Consider the following 14026-nt stretch of genomic DNA (forward strand, 5'->3'; position numbering starts at 1 on the left):
TGCGCGCTGTCGCAATGGGTGAGTGCGACCATCGGCACATTGACGCGCTGATCTGCCATCTGCCGCACGGCAAGCGCCGCGCCCTTGTCATGGCCGGAAATCAGCAACAGGTCCGGCCGCAGCGCCTTTGCCTTGGTCAACGTTGCTGACATGTCATTGAGTTCGGGCGGCAGCTTGTCATCCACCACAACCTTCATGCCGTGCTTAACAATGTCTTCCAGCACGCCCTCGCGTACATCCTGCGAGAAGGGATCATTCTCGAACGCCATCGCCACGCGCAGCTTTGACGGGTATTCATTCAGCGCCGCCGCAAGATCAACCGCCGCGCGCAAATATTGATCGGTCGTGGAAAGCACCGCGAAGAGGTAGCGATAGCCCTTGCGGAAGAGCGACACCGCCGCGCCATTCGCTTCCACCATCGGCACGCCATACTTTTCGGTGACGGGCGCAATTGCTTCCGTAAGACCGGAGGAATAAGGCCCGAGCAGAAACTTCACGCCGTCCTGCTGGATCAGCCGCTCTACAAGCTGCGCGCCGCGCGCAGGCGTCGATTCATCATCGTAATAGATGATCTCGATGCGGTAGGACTTGTCCCCGACCTTCACCCCGCCCGCTTCATTGATGAGCTTTGCGGCGAGGTCATAGCCGTTCTTGGTAAATTGGCCGTTGGAGGAATACTTGCCGGTGAGCGAAACCGCCGCCCCGAGCTTGATGACCCCGGTTTCCTCTGCAGAGGCCGCCCCGCCAAAGGCCGCAACCAGCAACAGCGCAAGGCCGGTAACCAGGCTTCTCATCGTGTCTCTCCCCCCACGGATTCGGCTTGGTGTCGGGGCCGTCAACGGCCCGGAGGGGCACTTATACCCTCTTGAAGCCTGAACGGGAAATTCCCAGATATGCCCTGCCGGACGCCGCAGTCGGGTCCGGCGCGGGAGGCTGTAGCCGGCCATTGGCGGCATGACGCGCTTCCCGCAGGCAAGAAACATCGCTTGAAGAGGATGTAAGATATGCGGAATTTCGATTTTTCCCCCCTTTACCGTTCGACCGTTGGCTTTGATCAGCTCCAGTCGCTGCTCGATTCCGTGACGCGCGACACGAGCCCCAGCTATCCGCCCTACAATATCGAGCGAACCAGCGAGAACGGGTATCGCATTTCGGTGGCGGTCGCAGGTTTTGGCGAATCCGATCTTGAGATCGAGGTAAAGCAGAATGTGCTTACCATTGCTGGCCGCCGCACCGAGCCGGAAGATGTGACCTATCTCCATCGTGGCATTGCAGGACGCAGCTTTGAGCGCCGCTTCCAGCTTGCAGAGCATGTTGAAGTGGAAGGCGCCCATCTGGAGAACGGCCTCCTCCATGTGGATCTCGTACGCCGCGTGCCCGAAGAGCTGAAGCCGCGCCGCATCGAGATCAGGCCGGCATCGGGCGTGAAGACAATCGAGGCGAGCCTCGCCACAGCGGCGGACTGATCTCTCCCCACACTTCGTTCAGGGGCGCTTCGGCGCCCCTTTTTCTTTGCATCAGCGAAGCGAAAGCCGTGTCTCGATAATCGTCGGATCACCTTCCAGCGGATGACGCGTGAAGCCGAGATCGTCGCAAAGATTCAGCATGCTCCGGTTCTCGCGCAGCACATGGCCGAAGATTTCGCCGACACCGCGCGACCGTCCATAATCGATCAGCTGGCGCATCAGCGCATAGCCAAGCCCATGCCCGTGCAGATCGCTGCGCACGATAATGGCAAACTCCGCCCGCTCCCGGTCCGGGTCTTCCGAAAGACGCCCCACCGCCGCAAACTCCTTCCGCGTTTCATCGGTAAAGACGACGAAAGCCATTTCGCGATCATAATCAATCTGCGTAAGACGCGCTGCGAGCTGGCGCGGCAGTTTGCGTAGCGGCGAGAGAAAGCGCAGCCGCACATCCTCCGGGTCACTATTGGCAAGCAACTCATCGGTGAGGTGCATGTCTTCCGGCCGGATCGGGCGAAGCGGATAGACGCGGCCCTCCCGGTCGGTGAGGCTCCCCTCCAGCGAGAGCGGATAGGGGCGAACAGCAAACCGCGCCGTACCTTTCACCTTTGCAGGCATAACCCGCACCCGCGCATCAAGCGCAATGATGCCATCGGCATCCGCCCATAGCGGGTTGATATCAAGCTCCACGACCTCCGGGTGATCTGCCGCCAGATCACCCAGCGCCATCAGCGCCATTGAAATCGCATCACGATCCGCAGGCGGCTTGTTGCGATAACCTTCAAGCAACCGGGAAATCCGTGTCCGCGAAATAAGATCATCCGCGAGCACCTTGTTGAGCGGTGGCAGCGCCATCGCCTTGTCGCGCACCACTTCCACCGATGTGCCACCCTGCCCGAACAGGATCACCGGCCCGAACGTCTCGTCATCCACAATGCCAAGAATAAGTTCGAATGCATCGGGCTTCCGCGCCATTTGCTGCACGGTAAAGCCTTCAATATCGGCATCAGGCCGCACACGCGCGACACGCGCCGCCATGCGCGATGCCGCTTCCTCAACCGATGCCGCATTATCAAGACCAAGCGCCACGCCGCCGACATCGCTCTTATGGGTGATGTCGGGCGAGAGAATCTTGAGCACCACGGGATAGCCAAGCTCATCGGCAACCTTCGCCGCTTCTGCACCGGAAGAGACAACCCGCGTTTCGACCACCGGAATGCCGTAGGCCGCGAGCAATTTTTTCGCTTCCGCCTCGCTCAGCCATTCGCGCTTTTCAGTCAGCGCCTGTTCGATGAGGGCGCGGGCGGTTTTCCGGTCATGCATCGCGCGGTCCGGCCCTGCATCGGGGATTTCAAGCAGCAGGCGCTGGTTCCTGTTGTGCCGAACATGAAGCATGAAAGCGCGCACCGCGCTTGTCGGCGTCTCATAGGTCGGAATGCGCCGCGCCTGAAAGGCCGCGCGCGCCTCACGCACGCCCTTGTCGCCAAGCCAGGTGGTGAAGACGGGCTTGTGCGATCCTCCTGCCGCCTCGATCACGGCTTCTGCGGCAGAGAGATTGTTCACCACCGCCGTCGGGCAATTCATCACGAGAATGGCATCCGTTTCCTTGTCCTGAAGCAGCGCCTTCATGCCATGCGCATAACGCTCCGCATCCGCATCACCGATAATATCCACCGGATTTGCCCGGCTCCATGTCCGCGGCAAAACCTTGTCGAGCGCTGCCACCGTTTCCTCGGTGATCTCCGCCAGCCGCCCGCCTTCATCGATCAGAAAGTCCGTGGCCAGCACGCCGACGCCGCCGCCATTGGTGAGAATGCCGAGTTTCTCGCCCGATACGGGCCGCCGCGCCCAGCGCGCCGACAAGGTTTCCACCGCATCGAAAAGGTCTTCGATCCCCATTTCGCGCAACATGCCCGCGCGACGGAAGGCTGCCTGATAGACGGCATCAGACCCGGCAAGCGCACCTGTGTGTGACGCCGCCGCCCGCGCGCCCGCTTCGTGCCGTCCCGCCTTGATGACGATGACAGGCTTCAGGCGCGAGGCCTGCCGCCCCGCCGACATGAATTTCCGCGCATCACGGATCGATTCGATATAGAGGAGGATGCTTTTCGTCTGCGGATCGGCAGCAAGAAAATCGAGCATGTCGCCGAAATCCACATCCGCCATGCCGCCCAGCGAGGCCACATGCGAAAAGCCGATGCCCCGGCTCGTCGCCCAGTCGAGCACCGCAGTCACCACCGCCCCTGACTGCGAGACAAAGGCGACATGGCCCTTGCCCGGCTGCACATGACCGAAGGAAGCATTAAGCCCTGCCCCCGGCGACATGATGCCGAGACAGTTCGGCCCCGCAATGCGCAACAGATGGGGCCGCGCCGCGGCCAGCATCTGCGCCTGCAGCGCACGGCCCTCTTCGCCAAGTTCGCCAAAGCCTGCGGTAATGACCACCGCCGCCTTGGTACCGCGCCTGCCCAGCTCATCGATCAGGCCGGGCACGCTTTTCGGCGGCGTCGCAATCACGGCAAGGTCCGGCACACCGGGCAGGCTCGCTACATCGCGATAGACCTGCTGCCCCAATATCTCGCCGCCCCTGTGATTGACCGCCCAGACTGGTCCCGGCAGCCCGGCGCCGAGCAGATTGGAGAGGATCACATTTCCAACAGCACCCGGCCTTGCACTCGCCCCGATCAACGCAACCGAGCGGGGCGCATACATGCGATCGAGATTGCGAATGGACATTGGATCGACCTCGCCTTTGTCATCTCATCAAGAACAGGAACACCAGCACACACGAGAGCCAACACCTTGTAAACAATCCTGTTTTTCCCGTTCTTACACGCCCCCGAAATGTGTGAATTAGCGCCATGTTAACGCAACCGCTGGTATGACCGGGATCATCTCCTCGGGGAGTGGTGCCGGGGCATCGCCCGGCAGAAGGGCGGGGTTTATGCGCGATTTTCTTCGTGCAATTGATATCAGTCAGTTGCGCTCGCTTGCGGGCCCGACCGCGCGCGACCTTGCCCTGCGCATGCTGCTTCTCCTGCTCGTCCTCGCCGGTATTCAGGCCATTGCGGATTACTATGAACTCCGCCATGTGATGTTCTCCAAGGTCGAGCAACGCGCCTCATCGGTGAGCAATCATCTCGCCATGCGCGCGCGGCTTGATGACGACTTTGATGTGGAAGAGGCAGCCCAGGCCGTCACCCGCGAAGCTATCTGGAACGAAGAATTCCTCGCCGTCTATCTGGTGGACAAGTCTGGCGCCTTGCTTAAGGGAGAGGCAACGTCCCGCCTTCCCGCCACGAAATCCTTTCTGAGCCAGCCCGAAATCCACACCGCCATCAGCGCTGCCCTCGTGCTGGAACGCCCGCAAAGCTTCGCGATAAATATTGATGGCATTGATGGCTGGGTCTATGCCGCCGCCATTCCCGGCACCGGGCTTGCCACCGTCACCTTTGTTGATCTGCGCCCCGCCCGCGCCGATCTCAATGGATCGATCGTTGCCACGCTTTTCAGCCGCTTCGTCTCGTCGGTCATTTTGATGGCCGCCCTTTTCTTGCTGCTGCACCGCTCTGTCATCGGCCCCGTCGAACGGCTCGCAAGCGCCGTGCGGAAAAGCGCGCAAGGGCGCTTCACGCCGCCGGCCGACATACCGCGCGGCGAGTTGAGCGATCTCGCCCAGCTTTTCGCGCGCGTCTTCGGACGGCTGCAACACAGCCTGCGTGACAATGAACAGCTTGCGCTTGTGGCGAACGGAACGGATTCCGGCGTCCTTATCGCAGATCGCGCCGGACGCATACTCTGGGCGAATGCCTCCTATATGCGCATGACGGGCTTCGAGCGCGCCGAGATTGAAAGCTATTTCCCGCAGGACATTCTTGCGCGCTACGGCGGCATCGGCGCGATGAAGGTGCTGGCGGAAAGTGCTGCCGATGGCGAAGCACGCCTTGTCGAAACGATCAGCGTCAACCGGCAGGGCGGCCAGTACTGGGCCTCGATCGAAGCGCGCCCCATCCGTGATCAGCGCGGCGCAATCCGCAACTACATTCTCGTCGAAACGGATATCAGCCACCGCAAGCTGACCGAAATCAAGCTGAAGCGCAGCCAGACCGAATTGCAGGAACGCATCATCGAACTGCAACAGGCATCGATCCAGCTTGAGCAGGAGCGCGCGAAACTGGCCCGCACGGCCTATGATCTCTCGCTGGCAAAGGAAGCAGCCGAAAATGCGAACCGCGCCAAATCCGCCTTCCTTGCCACGATGAGCCATGAGCTTCGCACGCCTATGAACGGCGTGATCGGCATGTCGGATCTGCTTCTCAACGACGATCTCACGCCGGAACAGCGCGACCGCATCTCGACCATTCGCGAGTCAGGCGAATGTCTGCTGACCATCCTGAATGACATTCTCGATCTCTCGAAGCTCGAAGCCGGCAAGGTCGAGCTTGAACCGGCACCGACACAGCCTGCCGCCGTTCTCGATGCCGTCATCCGCGTCATGCGGCCCACCGCCACCGAGAAGGGTCTCGTGCTGACACGCCATTGCGAGCCCGGCGTGCCGGAAACCATTCTTGCTGACGGGGCGCGGCTGCGGCAGGTCCTTTTCAATCTGGTCGGCAATGCGATCAAGTTCACGCCGCGTGGCGAGGTAAGTGTCACACTTTCGGCCCACATGATGGCCGATGGCCGGAGAGAACTCGTCTTCCGTGTGCGCGATACGGGCATCGGCATTCCTGCCGCCATGCTGCCGCGCCTTTTCACCCGTTTCCAGCAGGCGGATTCCTCCATCTCGCGTACCTATGGCGGTACGGGCCTTGGCCTTGCGATCACGCGCGAGCTTGCGACCTTGATGGAAGGCAGCGTCGATGTGGACAGCGTGGAAGGGGAAGGCAGCACCTTCACCTTCCGCACACCAGTGGAAACCTGCGCCGCTCCCGCTGCGGAAGAAGCATCCACCGCAAAGTCAGATCACACTTCTCAGGCACCGCTGCGCATCCTCGTTGCGGAAGACCAGCCCGTGAACCAGAAGCTTATGTCAGCCGTGATGGAGCGGCTTGGGCACAAGCTCACCATCGCCGGAAACGGCGTCGAGGCGATCCGCAAATTGCGCGAAGCCCAGTTTGATCTTGTGCTGATGGATGTGCAGATGCCGGTGATGGATGGCATCGAGACAACCAAGGCCATTCGCGCGAGCAATGAGCCCTGGCGCAATATTCCGATCATCGCCCTCACGGCCCATGCAATGGAAGGCTATAGCGCCAACTATATCGCGGCGGGCATGAACGGCTTTGTCTCCAAGCCCTTCCGGGTTGATGATCTCGTCGCGCAGATTGCAAAGGTCACGCACGGCGATGCGGGCGCGAGCGAATCCGTGGCACCGCCCCCGCCGCCCCGCATTGTCGCAACAGCCAGCACGAAAAACGCACCCGAAGGTGCGTTGCAAGACATGCTGGACGAACTGGACCGGATGACCGCCTAGCTCTTCACGCCGCCTGTCAGAAGCCGCAGCTTCTCCACAATGCGCCGACCCGTATCGCCCCCGTCGCCCGTGATGTTGTTCTCGGAGACAGTGCGCAACATGCGGATATGCATATTTATGATGTTGAGTTCATCCGGCGCCCCACGCTTTCCGCTGCGCAGATAGTTACAGAAGGAAGCGCCGATTTCCGTCACGAGATCATAGCCAAATGACCCGCCCTGCCCCTTCACATTATGGGCGATGGCGTGGATCTCGTTGAGAAGCGCCTCGCTTGGGCCTTCCGCTTCGACCCGCGCCCAGATCTCGTTGAGCGCCGCAACATCTTCGCTGAGTTGCTCGCGATAGACATCGCGCAGCGCCTCCACGGCAGCCTCTGCCCTGGCGATCAGGCTGTTGAAGTCGCTTTCCGCCTTGTCTGTCGGACTGGCCATCTTTCCACCTGCCGGATGCGGCATGAACGGTAAGAAGCCATGCTAGGCGACCTGCCTTAAGGAATATTGAAGAGCCTACTGGGCCAGAAGTGCCAGAAAACGGTCCACCTCCGCCGCCTCCGTCTGAAAGGAGGTGACAAGCCGGACGGTCTGCGCCTCGGCGTTGTCCCCCGGCATAGTCCAGGAATGAAACAACGCCCCGTTCTCCCGCAGGCGACGAATGGCGGAGACAGGCAGGCGCGGAAAAAGCTCATTCGCCTGCGGCTCAACCAGAAGTTCCACGCCCGGCACCGCCGCGAGACCGGCCGCAAGGCGCGCCGTCATCGCATTGGCATGGGCGGCAAGCCGCAGCCACAGCCCGCCTTCAAGATAGGCTTCGAGCTGCGCAGAGATGAACCGCATCTTGGAGAGCAAATGCCCGCCCCGCTTGCGGCGAAAGCTGATGTCGCGCGCAAGGCCGCGGCTGAATACGATGATCGCCTCCGCCGCCATCGCGCCATTCTTTGTGGCTCCGAAAGACATGATGTCCACCCCTGCCTTCCAGGTGAGGTCGGCAGGCGAGCATCCGAGATGGGCAAGCGCATTCGCAAAGCGCGCGCCATCCATATGGAGATCAAGCTTCCGCCCCCGCGCGATCTCCGCAAGTGTGTTGATCTCTTCGACCGAATAGACCGTTCCGAGTTCGGTCGATTGCGTCAGCGTCAGCGAGGCGGGCTGCACATTATGGACATTGCCCTGATGAAGCTCCGCAAGCGCTACCGACAGCGCATCGGGATCAATCTTTGCGCCAGCGCCCGACACCGGCACGAGCTTCGCGCCGCCCGAATACATTTCCGGCGCGCCGCATTCATCCGTATGTACATGGGCAAGCTCATGGCAGAGCACCGCGCCATAAGAAGGTGTGATCGCAGCAAGTGACAGTGCATTCGCCGCCGTGCCGCTCACCACGGGAAAGACCTCCACCTCGCGCTCGAAAACTTCCGCAAACCGCGCCTTCAGCCGCGCGGTGATCTCATCGGCGCCATAGGAAGCCGCCGTGCCGCTATTCGCCCGCAGCATCGCCTCCATGATTTCAGGCGCGATGCCTGCCGCATTGTCACTCGTGAAGTTCATCTGTCTTTCCCGGGGCGGGGTGTCCCGTCAATCAATCGCTTCCACACGTTCCGGATGGCCAGACCATGACCAGGCCATGCTCGGCCGTGACAGGCCAAGCATCATGCCGCCAAGCGCCTTCGGATGCAGCCAGAGCTGATCGGAAGGAAGATGCGCTGGCCGCCCTTCCGGCCGGTCGATCGTGTGGCCCGCGCCCGCCGCCTTCGCCCGTTCCGTGATGAGGTTGATGTCGCGCGTTTCGGCAAAGGCCATATAGAGGCTCTGGCCAAACTTGCGGAAATAGCGGTCCATCGTCGTGTCCGGCACAGTCGGCTCAATCACCTCCAGCCGGTCAAGCTTGTCCTTCTCGAACAGCGTCAGCGTGCCGCGATAGCCGAAGATGGTGGAGACGATTTCTGTGTAGTTTCCCTCATCAAGCCCGAACAACGCATTGAGCGCGCGGCCCACACCCGCCGTATCGCCGGAGAGCAGGGTCACTTCATAGAAGAAGTCGATATCTCCCACGACCGGCAGCGCTTCATCGGGGCTTACCACGACCCGCAGGCCGTCCACCCCTGTATCCTTCATATCAAGATGAAGCTGCCCGCCCTCATAAAGCGGATTGACGCCCCGCCCCTTGAGATGGCTGCGGAGCGCCGCCATGTCCCGCGCCGTGACGCCCCCTGCATATAAATGTGCGCCCCGCGCCGAAACCGCATCGGCGATCTGCCCGGCTCCGTCCGGTGTCAGCAGCTCGACCCAGCCATTGCCGAGCCGAAGCTTGAGCCGCCTCGCTCCCAGCCCGGCGATTCTGTCTTCCCCGGCCTTTTCCGCGCCGAGAAGGCTGATCCACCCCCGTGCTGCCTCTTCCGCATCCGGTACCGCAAGCTGAACCCTGTCCACGCGATTGAGCACCTTATCCCCCTGTCTTCTGCCGGCTTATTATCTCGTTGGCCTCGATTCCCCCCTGAGCATGTCAGAGCAGGCCCGCAGGGCAAGCCATGAAGCCCTCCGGCCCGCAGAGAGGCAAAAAAATGCGCTATAGGTCAGTATGGCTGTCTTATTTGCTTGATTCAGAAAACCGGGTTTGGCATGATCCCCTCACTGGGAGAGTATCCTCTTCCGGCGTGGACGGTCTGACCCTAAGGGATGGGTTTGGCCTGTAAAGCCTTCGCTCCGGGCCAAGGGAGCACCAACAGAAAGATCCGTCTGAGCTGACGGCACTGTGAGTGGAATGTGCGGAAGCGCTTGTGGCCAGTGGCCGCCTGCCGTCCGGAACATACCGACAAAGTGAGCCCGAAACAGGCTCAGCGGTGGACAGTCTCGCCGGATTTTCGGCTGGGACTATTGAGATAGCGACAGCGATCCGCTGACGCCTCCCGCCCCCCATGGGGGTTAAAGCCAAAAGGCTCCGGGAGGAACGGGGGACGTGTGTTCGTCTGATTGAGAAACGAGGCCGCTCGCGCCTCTGCCGGTTTCCTGTCCGGTGTTTTTCGCGAGCCATGTTGAAGGATGAAGATGATGACGCAGAAGCGGGACGACACCAGCCGAATGGCGGCCTGGAACGTGGCAGGGCTCCCCCCCGCGCAGGGCCTCTATGACCCCCGTAACGAGCACGATGCCTGTGGCATCGGCTTCATCGCGAACATCCACAACCGAAAAACGCACAAGATCGTCGAGGACGGCCTGAAGATTCTCGAAAATCTCGAGCATCGCGGCGCCGTCGGCGCAGACCCGAATGCCGGTGACGGTGCGGGCATCCTGATCCAGATGCCGGATGCCTTCTTCCGCAAGGAAGCAGGCAAGCTCGGCATTACTCTGCCTGCTGAAGGTCACTATGCGGTCGGCATGCTTTTCATGCCCCGGGCCGAAAGCGACCGCGCCAAGATCATCAAGCTCACCGAGAAGATTGTCGCGGAAGAAGGCCAGTCCGTTCTCGGCTGGCGCGATGTACCGGTGGACAATTCCGATCTCGGCGAAAGCGTGAAGCCGACAGAGCCCTATCACATGCAGGTTTTTGTCGCGCGCGCGGCCTCCTGCGTCGATCAGGATGCCTTTGAGCGCAAGCTCTTTGTCATCCGCAAGCGCATCTTCAACACGCTGCTTGCTGAAGAAGGCCATGTGCCGGAAGAGCTTTACATCCCCTCTTTCTCCTCGCGCACCATTGTCTATAAGGGCATGCTGCTCGCAGCGCAGGTGGGGCAATATTACAAGGATCTCCGTGACCCGGAGATGACGACGGCGCTTGCACTTGTGCACCAGCGCTTCTCCACCAACACCTTCCCGACCTGGAGCCTTGCCCATCCCTTCCGCATGATCTGCCACAATGGCGAGATCAACACGAAGCGCGGCAATGTAAACTGGCTCGCGGCGCGCTACGCCACGATGGAGTCGAAGCTTCTCGGCGAAGACGTGAAGAAGATCTGGCCGATTGCCGTCCACGAACAGTCAGACACGGCCTGCTTCGACAATGCGCTCGAACTTCTCGTCATGGGCGGCTACTCGCTCACCCATGCGATGATGATGCTCATTCCCGAAGCATGGTCGGGCAACCCGCTCATGGATGAAGAGCGCCGCGCCTTCTACGAATATCACGCAGCCCTGATGGAGCCGTGGGATGGCCCTGCCGCCGTTGCCTTCACCGATGGCCGCCAGATCGGCGCCACGCTTGACCGCAACGGCCTGCGCCCTGCCCGCTATTACGTCACCGATGATGGCGACGTGATGATGGCATCCGAAATGGGCGTGCTGCCTGTGCCGGAAGAAAAGATTGTCGAGAAGTGGCGGCTTCAGCCCGGCAAGATGCTGCTCATCGACCTTGAGCAGGGCCGCATCATCTCCGATGACGAGGTGAAGGCGCAGCTTGCAAAGCTCCACCCCTATCAGAAGTGGCTGAACGAGACGCAGATCCAGCTTGAGGATATGCCCCCGCCGCCCCACCGCACCGAGATCACGCGCGCAGGCTCGCTTCTCGATGTGCAGCAATCCTTCGGCTACACGCAGGAAGACCTGAAGTTCCTGATGGCGCCGATGGCAACGGAAGGCCAGGAAGCGGTCGGCTCCATGGGCACGGATACGCCCATCTCCGTCCTCTCTTCCAAGTCGAAGCTGCTCTACACCTATTTCAAGCAGAATTTCGCGCAGGTGACGAACCCGCCGATCGACCCGATCCGCGAAGAAATCGTCATGTCGCTGGTCTCTTTCATCGGTCCGCGTCCGAACCTGCTCGACCTTGAAGGCATGTCCTCGGTGAAGCGCCTCGAAGTGCGCCAGCCGATCCTCACCAATGAAGATCTCGAAAAGATCCGCATGATCGGTGAGGTGGCGGACAACCATTTCCGCACGCAAACGCTCGACATCACCTTTGATGTAGCGCGCGGCGAAGAAGTGATGGCTGAAATGCTGACGCGCCTTTGCGAGCGTGCAGAGGAAGCGGTTCATCAGGGCTTCAACATCGTCATCCTGTCGGACCGGCTTGTCAGCGCGGAACGCATCGCCATTCCGGCGCTGCTAGCAACTTCCGCCGTGCATCATCACCTGATCCGCAAGGGGCTTCGCACCAAGGTCGGCCTCGTTGTGGAAACGGGCGAGGCGCGCGAGGTGCATCATTTCTGCTGCCTCGCGGGCTATGGCGCCGAAGCGATCAACCCCTATCTCGCCTTCGAGACGATTGCCGAGATGCTGCCGCAGCTCGATCCGAGCCTGACGCAGAAGGAAGCCGAGAAGCGCTACATTAAGGCGATCGACAAGGGCATTCTCAAGGTCATGTCCAAGATGGGCATCTCGACCTATCAGTCCTATTGCGGCGCCCAGATTTTCGACGCCATCGGCCTGTCGAGCGAGTTCTGCGACGCCTATTTCACCGGCACCGTGTCGATGATCGAAGGCGTGGGCATCGAGGAAATCGCGCACGAGACTTTCGAACGCCATCGCCTTGCCTGGTCTGACGCGCCGGTGCTGCGCAACTCGCTTGAAGTGGGCGGCGAATATGCCTTCCGCATGCGCGGCGAGGACCATGCCTGGACCGCAGACAGCGTCCGCGATCTGCAACATGCTGTGCGTGGTAACAGCCGCGACAAGTACCGCGCCTTCGCCCGCCAGATCAACGAGCAGAACGAACGGCTTCTCACCATTCGCGGCCTTTTCGACATCAAGACCGCCGAACAGGACGGGCGCGAGCCCGTGCCGCTCGATGAAGTCGAGCCGGCATCGGAAATCGTGAAGCGCTTTGCGACCGGCGCCATGTCCTTCGGCTCGATCAGCCGCGAGGCACATACGACGCTGGCACTGGCGATGAACCGCATTGGCGGTCGCTCCAACACGGGCGAAGGCGGCGAGGAAGCAGACCGCTTCAAGCCGCTGCCCAATGGCGACAGCATGCGTTCCTCGATCAAGCAGGTGGCATCCGGCCGCTTTGGCGTGACGACGGAATATCTCGCCAATGCCGACATGATCCAGATCAAGATGGCGCAGGGCGCAAAGCCCGGCGAAGGCGGCCAGCTTCCCGGCCACAAGGTCGATGCCGTCATTGCCAAGGTGCGTCACTCGACACCGGGCGTCGGCCTCATTTCGCCGCCCCCGCACCACGACATCTATTCGATCGAGGATCTGGCGCAGCTCATCTACGACCTGAAGAACGTCAACAGCGAGGCGCTCATCTCCGTGAAGCTCGTCTCGGAAATCGGCGTCGGCACGGTTGCGGCAGGCGTCTCCAAGGCGCGCGCCGACCATGTGACGATCTCCGGCTTCGAAGGCGGCACGGGTGCCTCACCCCTCACCTCCATCAAGCATGCAGGCAGCCCGTGGGAAATCGGCCTTGCCGAAACGCATCAGACGCTGGTGATGAACCGGCTGCGCGGCCGCATCGCCGTGCAGGTGGATGGCGGGCTTCGCACGGGCCGCGACGTCGTGATCGGCGCGCTGCTCGGCGCTGACGAGTTCGGCTTCGCCACCGCCCCGCTCATCGCGGCAGGCTGCATCATGATGCGCAAGTGTCATCTGAACACCTGCCCGGTCGGCGTTGCGACGCAGGACCCGGAACTTCGCAAGCGCTTCGTCGGCACGCCCGAACATGTCATCAACTACTTCTTCTTCGTCGCCGAAGAAGTGCGCGAGCTGATGGCTGCCATGGGCTACCGCAAGATGAGCGAGATGACCGGCCAGATGCAGATGCTCGACCGCCAGAAGGTCATCAAGCACTGGAAGGCGAAGGGACTCGACTTCTCCCGCCTCTTCCAGAAGCCCGAAGCACCGGAAGACGTCGCCATCCGCCATTGCGAGGAACAGGAGCACAACATTGACAATGTGCTCGACCGCAAGCTCATCGCGGAAGCGAAGGATGCAATCGCCAGCGGCAAGCATGTGCAGATCGCCATGCCGATCAAGAACACGGATCGCACGACGGGCGCCATGCTCTCCGGCGAGATTGCAAAGCGCTACGGTCATGCCGGCCTGCCTGATGACACGATCCATGTGAAGTTCACCGGCACTGCCGGCCAGAGCTTCGGCGCATGGGTGGCAGCGGGCGTGACGCTCGAGCTTGAAGGCGAAGCGAACGACTATGT

8 protein-coding genes are annotated in these 14026 nt (G+C 61.3%); 3 read left to right on the forward strand and 5 right to left on the reverse strand.

Features of this window, described 5'->3' with window-relative positions; all coding sequences use genetic code 11:
- On the reverse strand, positions 1 to 794 hold a 794-nt coding region (locus WBF74_RS08790), incomplete at its 3' end, for an amino acid ABC transporter substrate-binding protein (RefSeq protein ID WP_424438278.1).
- A 210-nt stretch (positions 795 to 1004) separates the two neighbouring features.
- On the opposite strand from WBF74_RS08790, the gene WBF74_RS08795 reads away from it, so the two are divergent.
- Positions 1005 to 1466 (forward strand): Hsp20 family protein, encoded by a 462-nt coding sequence (locus tag WBF74_RS08795; protein ID WP_424438281.1) that lies wholly within the window; start codon positions 1005 to 1007, stop codon positions 1464 to 1466.
- 51 nt (positions 1467 to 1517) lie between these two features.
- Here WBF74_RS08795 and WBF74_RS08800 read toward each other — a convergent pair whose 3' ends face one another.
- A complete protein-coding gene (locus WBF74_RS08800; protein WP_424438284.1) occupies positions 1518 to 4199 on the reverse strand; it encodes a bifunctional acetate--CoA ligase family protein/GNAT family N-acetyltransferase in 2682 nt (893 codons plus the stop codon).
- Positions 4200 to 4407: 208 nt separating this feature from the next.
- On the opposite strand from WBF74_RS08800, the gene WBF74_RS08805 reads away from it, so the two are divergent.
- The gene (locus WBF74_RS08805) at positions 4408 to 6939 is read left to right on the forward strand and encodes an ATP-binding protein (protein WP_424438287.1); all 2532 of its coding nucleotides are present in this window, start codon (positions 4408 to 4410) and stop codon (positions 6937 to 6939) included.
- Here the strand turns inward: WBF74_RS08805 and WBF74_RS08810 are convergent.
- The 3 genes from WBF74_RS08810 to WBF74_RS08820 all read right to left on the reverse strand — a co-directional run bounded on the left by WBF74_RS08810 (position 6936) and on the right by WBF74_RS08820 (position 9377).
- Entirely contained in the window at positions 6936 to 7370 is a 435-nt protein-coding gene (locus WBF74_RS08810) for an Hpt domain-containing protein (protein WP_424438290.1), read from the reverse strand. The genes WBF74_RS08805 and WBF74_RS08810 overlap by 4 nt on opposite strands.
- Before the next feature lie 75 nt (positions 7371 to 7445).
- A complete protein-coding gene (locus tag WBF74_RS08815; protein ID WP_424438293.1) occupies positions 7446 to 8483 on the reverse strand; it encodes a threonine aldolase family protein in 1038 nt (345 codons plus the stop codon).
- A gap of 27 nt (positions 8484 to 8510) precedes the next feature.
- The gene (locus WBF74_RS08820) at positions 8511 to 9377 is read right to left on the reverse strand and encodes a hypothetical protein (protein WP_424438296.1); all 867 of its coding nucleotides are present in this window, start codon (positions 9375 to 9377) and stop codon (positions 8511 to 8513) included.
- 606 nt (positions 9378 to 9983) lie between these two features.
- Here WBF74_RS08820 and gltB point away from each other — a divergent pair.
- On the forward strand, positions 9984 to 14026 hold a 4043-nt coding region (gene gltB / locus WBF74_RS08825), incomplete at its 3' end, for a glutamate synthase large subunit (protein WP_424438299.1).

It is taken from the genome of Parvibaculum sp., assembly GCF_049672805.1.
In the GTDB taxonomy this organism is placed as follows: domain Bacteria; phylum Pseudomonadota; class Alphaproteobacteria; order Parvibaculales; family Parvibaculaceae; genus Parvibaculum.

What these genes read in the sequence shown, in the direction of transcription:
- WBF74_RS08795 (WP_424438281.1), top strand. Translation starts at nt 1,005, where the DNA reads ATGCGGAATTTCGATTTTTCCCCCCTTTACCGTTCGACCGTTGGCTTT.
- WBF74_RS08800 (WP_424438284.1), bottom strand. Translation starts at nt 4,199, where the DNA reads ATGTCCATTCGCAATCTCGATCGCATGTATGCGCCCCGCTCGGTTGCG.
- WBF74_RS08805 (WP_424438287.1), top strand. Translation starts at nt 4,408, where the DNA reads ATGCGCGATTTTCTTCGTGCAATTGATATCAGTCAGTTGCGCTCGCTT.
- WBF74_RS08810 (WP_424438290.1), bottom strand. Translation starts at nt 7,370, where the DNA reads ATGGCCAGTCCGACAGACAAGGCGGAAAGCGACTTCAACAGCCTGATC.
- WBF74_RS08815 (WP_424438293.1), bottom strand. Translation starts at nt 8,483, where the DNA reads ATGAACTTCACGAGTGACAATGCGGCAGGCATCGCGCCTGAAATCATG.